Source organism: Flavobacterium columnare NBRC 100251 = ATCC 23463, from assembly GCF_002530675.1.
GTDB classification, from domain to species: domain Bacteria; phylum Bacteroidota; class Bacteroidia; order Flavobacteriales; family Flavobacteriaceae; genus Flavobacterium; species Flavobacterium columnare.
The window spans coordinates 1-5,538 of the sequence record NZ_PCMX01000173.1 but is presented as its reverse complement, the minus strand read 5'-3'; the positions used below and the strand labels follow the sequence as shown (position 1 = coordinate 5,538).

Below are 5,538 nucleotides of genomic sequence, written 5' to 3'. Positions count from 1 at the left end.
AGCAACTTGAATTAATTATAACTATTTTATTTCTATAATAAAAGAAGTAAATTACATTGATAAATAAATAATAGTAGTGTATAAAAAATTTTAACCTTTTCTGTTTAAAACCAATTAGGTATTGGATATTATTTTACCCCTTTTTTTAATAAATTTAAATCTTTATAAAAATTTTAAAAACAAAAAATGGAGAACTATTCAAAATTTGTTATTCTAACTAAGAACCCAGATAATACAACTTTAGAATTGGTGACTCATATAGATAATAACTCTAAAACACTTACTCTGTATTGTAAGTATTTTATTTACAGCCTATTACATCTTATTTGCTTTTAGTCTTTTTTTAAGAGAATTAGCTAACATTAGGTAGGTGTCTTTTCGTTATTATTACTCTTCACTTTACTCATAAAAATCGAAGCAATTACAACTAACATTACACCTGAAAATACACTACCAATAATTTCGTGTTTTTCAATTATTAAGGTGTAGGACAAATACATTCCCCCTGAAAGCAGTACAAATGAAAAAAGAAGACCTAAATAATTTATCCATCTTGAGCCTCTTTCTGTTTTTGAAACTATCTGTAACCTTTTATTGAAAGCACCATGCCTGAAATCCTGTTCTTTCTCTGCTCTTTCTTTAAGCCAAGACATTATATTAGGGTCTAATTCTGATAGTTTTTTAATTTCTGAAGCATCTGGCAATAGATTATCATCAAAAACTTCTTGAATTGTATGTCCTTGATGAGAATGAGATCGTGTTAATTGAGCTTTTCTACTTTGTTTTGCCATTTTTTAACTCTACCATTATTTCTCCTTTGGCCTTTAAGGTATCTTTTAAAAAACTATTCAAATCGTTTCTTAAATTTTCTCGATCTTCAAAAGCCGTTGGGATATGAGAAACATTCATGATATCTTTACGCATAGTATCAAGGTCACTACTTCTTTTGTAAGTGTAGTTTCCTGTAAAAATATCCGCTAAATCAGATAAAAAATCGACCATTTTTAAGTTTTGAATCATATTTGAATATACAATCTTACAACAAATTTAATCATTTTTAATTATTTATCAATAAATCAAAAGCTAAATTAATCATAAAAACCTAGTAATCAACTAAAAGGGCATAAAGTTATTTCAATAGTTGCTAAAAAAAATAAGATAATTTGTAAGTGTAAACATCCCTTTTGTCCCTAAGTCTTGATAATAGTAAATATTCTACTTCTAGAAATTCATTTGTTTTTATAATAATCATTTTAGTATTTTTACAGAGTTTAAGACTTTATGAGGCTTTAAAAAATAAGTTAAACATTAGTTTAGTAATATGATTTTTAATTCTCATAAACAAATATTCTAGATACAGATAAAACAAAAAATATGAAAAATATAATATTACTAGTCTTCTTTTTATCTAACTATCTAGATTTTACGGCTCAAGAAAAAGTGTTATTCATAGGAAATAGCATGACCTATTTTAATAATATGCCAATATTATTTCAAGACCTTGCAAAAGCAAAAGGAAAAAATGTTCAAGTCCAACAATATGCGTTAGGAGGAACGGGTTTTGTAAATCATATAAACGATAATAATATTTATAATTTATTTGCGTCCCAAATTTGGGATACAGTTATTCTCCAACCTGGTACAGGAGAATCAGCAGGTATATCTTCTCCTACAAAAACAACAATAAATAGAGGAAAACAACTCATAGATTCTATACGTAAGTATAGTCCTTGTTCTAAAATAATATTATATGAAATATCAAATGGTATTGAATCCAACAACAATGGCGGAGGCAAATACGATAATTATTTTATAAGTCAAACAAAAATAAAAGATTCTATAACCGCAATTGCACATGGTATGAAGATACCTTTTGCCTCTGCTGGTGAATGTTTTAAACAACATTACATTTCCAATCAGGATCTTTTACTGCATTCGACTTATAACGATGTACACCCTGGCTTAAAAGGTTCTTATCTTATTGCTTGCTCTATATTTAATACATTATATCAAGAAAATATAGAACCTTGTAATTTTTATGGAGGTATTAATGATGCTACTGCCATCTATCTACAAAAAATAGCTGACAATGTTATTCTCAAAAACAAACCCAATTGGCTTATAAATACTTATAATTTACATACTGATTTTTCATTTTTACTAAATGGAATGAATATACAATTACAAAATACATCTACTAATTATGATTCAGTATCTTGGAATATTAATAACGAATACAGAACAAATGAACTATCTCCTAGTTATAATTTCAGAACTACAGGTTTAAAAACGATTCTATTGACAACCCATAAGAACGGATGTTCAGAATCCAGTACTCAAACCATTGATATTTCACCTTTAAGTATAGATCAAATTAGTGAAACAAATTACCGCTATTATCCTAATCCTGTTAAAGATTTATTTTATTTAGAAACTATAAAGAATTTTACAATTAAATTTAGTATTACTGATTTAAATGGAAAAATTATTGTACCAGAAAAAATATTAGAAAAAAATTATATTGATTTTAGTTTTTTAAACAAAGGCTTATATTTAATTCTTATCCATCAGGGAAATACAATGAATACCATTAAACTAATAAAAAACTAAAATGAATAATGAAAACTTGAGTTGGATAACTTCTCTAAGGGTTTTAGCAACATTTAGTGTGATACTTTTACACGCTTCATCAGGAATATTATATCAGTATGGAACCATTTCTAATGTAGATTGGTGGATAGGTAATCTTTACGATAGTTCTGTTAGATTTTGTGTTCCTATATTCTTAATGATTTCAGGTGTTTTAATTTTATCTAAAACCTATGAGAATAATACCGAATATTTTAAAAAAAGAGTTTTAAGAATCATTTTTCCGTTTTTATTTTGGAGTATATTCTATATTTTATTAGATCTTTTGCACAAATTTTATACGGGAGAAAATTTAACTTTTTTACAAATTTTAAAATTTATATAGAGCAAATTAAAAACTGGAGCTAGTTTTCACTTATGGTATCTTTATATGATCATTGGGCTTTATTTAATTTTTCCTATTATTGGAAAGTGGTTAAGCCTTGCTAACAACAATGAAATAAAATACTTTCTTATAATCTGGCTAATCACAATTTTTATAAAACTCCCCCTAATCAATCAATTAATTCCAAATATTGAAATTTCTTATTTTTCAGGGTACATAGGATATCCTGTTTTAGGGTATTACCTTAACAGGGTAAATTTTAATTTTAAAAAAAAGAAAATTATCTACACTTTTTTCATTTTAATTGGAATTTTAACAACAATATGCGCCACTTTTTTTGCAACGAAATATAAAGGGAAATTTTATGAAGGTTTTTATTCATATCTAATGCCAAATGTTTTGATCGTTTCAATAGGTATTTTTTTAGTATTCAAGGATTTTATAAAATTCAACTCAAAAACGATTTCTTTCTTTAGCAAGTATAGCTAGCTATGGCATATATTCAATACACATTTTCGTAATGACAAATTTGGAAAAATTAGGGTTTTCTTATACATTCATAAATCCGATAATTGGAATTCCAGTAACAAGTATATTGTGTTTTATTATTTCAACAATAATTATTCGAAAAATAAATAATTTGTCCTTTGGAAAATACATATCTGGGTAAAATATAAAAATGATTCGTTTTTTAGTTTAGATTAAATCTTCGCTCCTTTTTATTTAGTTAGTACAAAATAAAAATAGAATTGGTATTTACTAAACTGACAACTTAGTAAATACCAATTAAACTCTTTTTAATAATTTAAATCTTTCTACCTTCTCCCCTATCTAAGTTATTTAAATACTTAAAATAAATTTGTTTTTGTTAGTTTTCCTAACTAAATTTGAAACGATTAAATTTTTCCAAAATTATAAAACTTATGCCATATATTAGAAACAGGATATAATCTAAAGATAAAACCAGAATTTATATAAAATAGGAATAAAAACATTATAAATTTTTATTTATTCTGTTATTAAATAAAAAATGAAATGAATTTGCATAATCTCATCATCAACGACAAAGAACAAATATCCCTAAATGATATATTTCTAGAAAAAACCAATAAAATAAATATTGAACAACTCATAAAAGAACACACATATTTTGATCAATTAAATAAATATGGTTTACCTATAAACAATAAAATTTTACTTTACGGTAGTTCAGGTTGTGGTAAAACTATGACTGCCAAAGCTATTGCACAAAAGCTAGGTAAAAATATTCTAATCCTTAACTTGAGCAATATAGTTTCTTCACGTATAGGAGAAACCTCTCAAAATCTTAAACAAATTTTTGATAAAGCAGCCAGAGATCAAGCCGTTTTATTTTTAGATGAATTTGATCAAATCGGAAAAGCAAGAGGAAATGATGATAAAGATGTAGGAGAAATGAGAAGATTAGTAAATACAATTATTCAACTTATAGATTATTTTCCCAATAAGGCTTTATTAATATGCGCTACCAATCATGTTGAAATTATTGATACAGCTCTAATAAGACGTTTTCAGTTACAAATACATTTTACAATACCTCAAAAAGAACTTCTAGATCAGTATTATAACAATCTTTTATCATTGTTTCCTACAAATTTACAGCATATAGATCGTAAGTATAATATTTCCTTTGCCCAAGCCAAAGATCACGCATATAACATTATAAAATCGATATTGATTAAAAGTTTAGAAGAAAACCAAAAAATATAAATCTATGACTGAAGAAATTTTAAAAAATATAGCTATCATAAAAAAACGAATAAACGATGCTTGCAAAAATAGTAATAGAAACCCTGATGAAGTTAAATTACTCCTAGCAACTAAAACCGTTTCAGCTGAACGCATTAAAATAGCATTAAAAGCAGGTAATTACTTAATAGCTGAAAATAAAGTACAAGAACTAAAAGAAAAACATGACTCATTAAAAGAATTTAATCATACAAATCATTTTATTGGACATCTACAAACAAATAAAATAAAAGATCTATTAAAATATAATGTTTCATGTATTCAATCACTCGATCGTTTAGACTTAGCTGAAAAATTACACCAAAGATTACAACTTGAAAACAAAAGTATAGACGTCTTAATACAAGTAAATACTTCAAAAGAAAAAAGTAAATTTGGAATAGATCCTAATGATGTTAGTAATTTTATAAAAGAAGTAGCTCAGTTTAATACCTTAAAAATAAAGGGACTTATGACCATAGGCTTATTTAGTGCAGAAACTAATAAAGTTAAAGAATGTTTTTGCTTACTTAAAAATATCCAAGAACAAATAAGAACCTTAAATATACCCAATGTAGAAATGCAAGAACTTTCAATGGGTATGAGTGGTGATTTAGAAATTGCCATAGAGGAGGGAGCAACAATCATAAGAATTGGTACTGCCATATTTGGACAAAGGCTATACCCCGATAGCTATTATTGGAATGAAAATAAAAATTAATCCTTTTAAAAGAACAAACAATTAAAAACTATCTAAAATTAAATTCTAAAATAGAATAATAAAAATACATTAGGAC

General features: G+C 25.9%; 5 protein-coding genes and 1 pseudogene. 4 read left to right on the top strand and 2 right to left on the bottom strand.

What is annotated here, in order from left to right; translation table 11 throughout:
* Window positions 1–362: 362 nt before the first annotated feature.
* Window positions 363–791 carry a hypothetical protein gene (locus B0A78_RS14120; RefSeq protein ID WP_065213628.1) on the bottom strand — a complete coding sequence of 143 codons (429 nt, stop codon included), beginning with the start codon at window positions 789–791 and terminating at the stop codon, window positions 363–365.
* Window positions 775–1,002, bottom strand: coding sequence for a hypothetical protein (locus tag B0A78_RS14115; RefSeq protein ID WP_123906692.1), 228 nt, complete (start codon window positions 1,000–1,002; stop codon window positions 775–777). Before B0A78_RS14115 ends, B0A78_RS14120 begins: the two co-directional genes overlap by 17 nt.
* Window positions 1,003–1,374: 372 nt before the next feature.
* Here B0A78_RS14115 and B0A78_RS14110 point away from each other — a divergent pair, with 372 nt between their 5' ends.
* From B0A78_RS14110 to B0A78_RS14090, 4 genes and pseudogenes are all read left to right on the top strand, one after another.
* Complete coding sequence (locus B0A78_RS14110; RefSeq protein ID WP_097609795.1) at window positions 1,375–2,610, top strand: SGNH/GDSL hydrolase family protein; 1,236 nt, start codon at window positions 1,375–1,377, stop codon at window positions 2,608–2,610.
* 1 nt (window position 2,611) lies between these two features.
* Window positions 2,612–3,463, top strand: a pseudogene (locus B0A78_RS14930) (acyltransferase).
* A 546-nt stretch (window positions 3,464–4,009) separates the two neighbouring features.
* Window positions 4,010–4,723 carry an AAA family ATPase gene (locus B0A78_RS14095; RefSeq protein WP_014164494.1) on the top strand — a complete coding sequence of 238 codons (714 nt, stop codon included), beginning with the start codon at window positions 4,010–4,012 and terminating at the stop codon, window positions 4,721–4,723.
* 4 nt (window positions 4,724–4,727) lie between these two features.
* Window positions 4,728–5,462 carry a YggS family pyridoxal phosphate-dependent enzyme gene (locus B0A78_RS14090; protein WP_014164493.1) on the top strand — a complete coding sequence of 245 codons (735 nt, stop codon included), beginning with the start codon at window positions 4,728–4,730 and terminating at the stop codon, window positions 5,460–5,462.
* Window positions 5,463–5,538 lie beyond the last annotated feature (76 nt).

Excerpts from the sequence above, each read along its gene's own strand:
- B0A78_RS14095 (WP_014164494.1), top strand. The coding sequence starts at position 4,010 with ATGAATTTGCATAATCTCATCATCAACGACAAAGAACAAATATCCCTA.
- B0A78_RS14110 (WP_097609795.1), top strand. The coding sequence starts at position 1,375 with ATGAAAAATATAATATTACTAGTCTTCTTTTTATCTAACTATCTAGAT.
- B0A78_RS14090 (WP_014164493.1), top strand. The coding sequence starts at position 4,728 with ATGACTGAAGAAATTTTAAAAAATATAGCTATCATAAAAAAACGAATA.
- B0A78_RS14120 (WP_065213628.1), bottom strand. The coding sequence starts at position 791 with ATGGCAAAACAAAGTAGAAAAGCTCAATTAACACGATCTCATTCTCAT.
- B0A78_RS14115 (WP_123906692.1), bottom strand. The coding sequence starts at position 1,002 with ATGGTCGATTTTTTATCTGATTTAGCGGATATTTTTACAGGAAACTAC.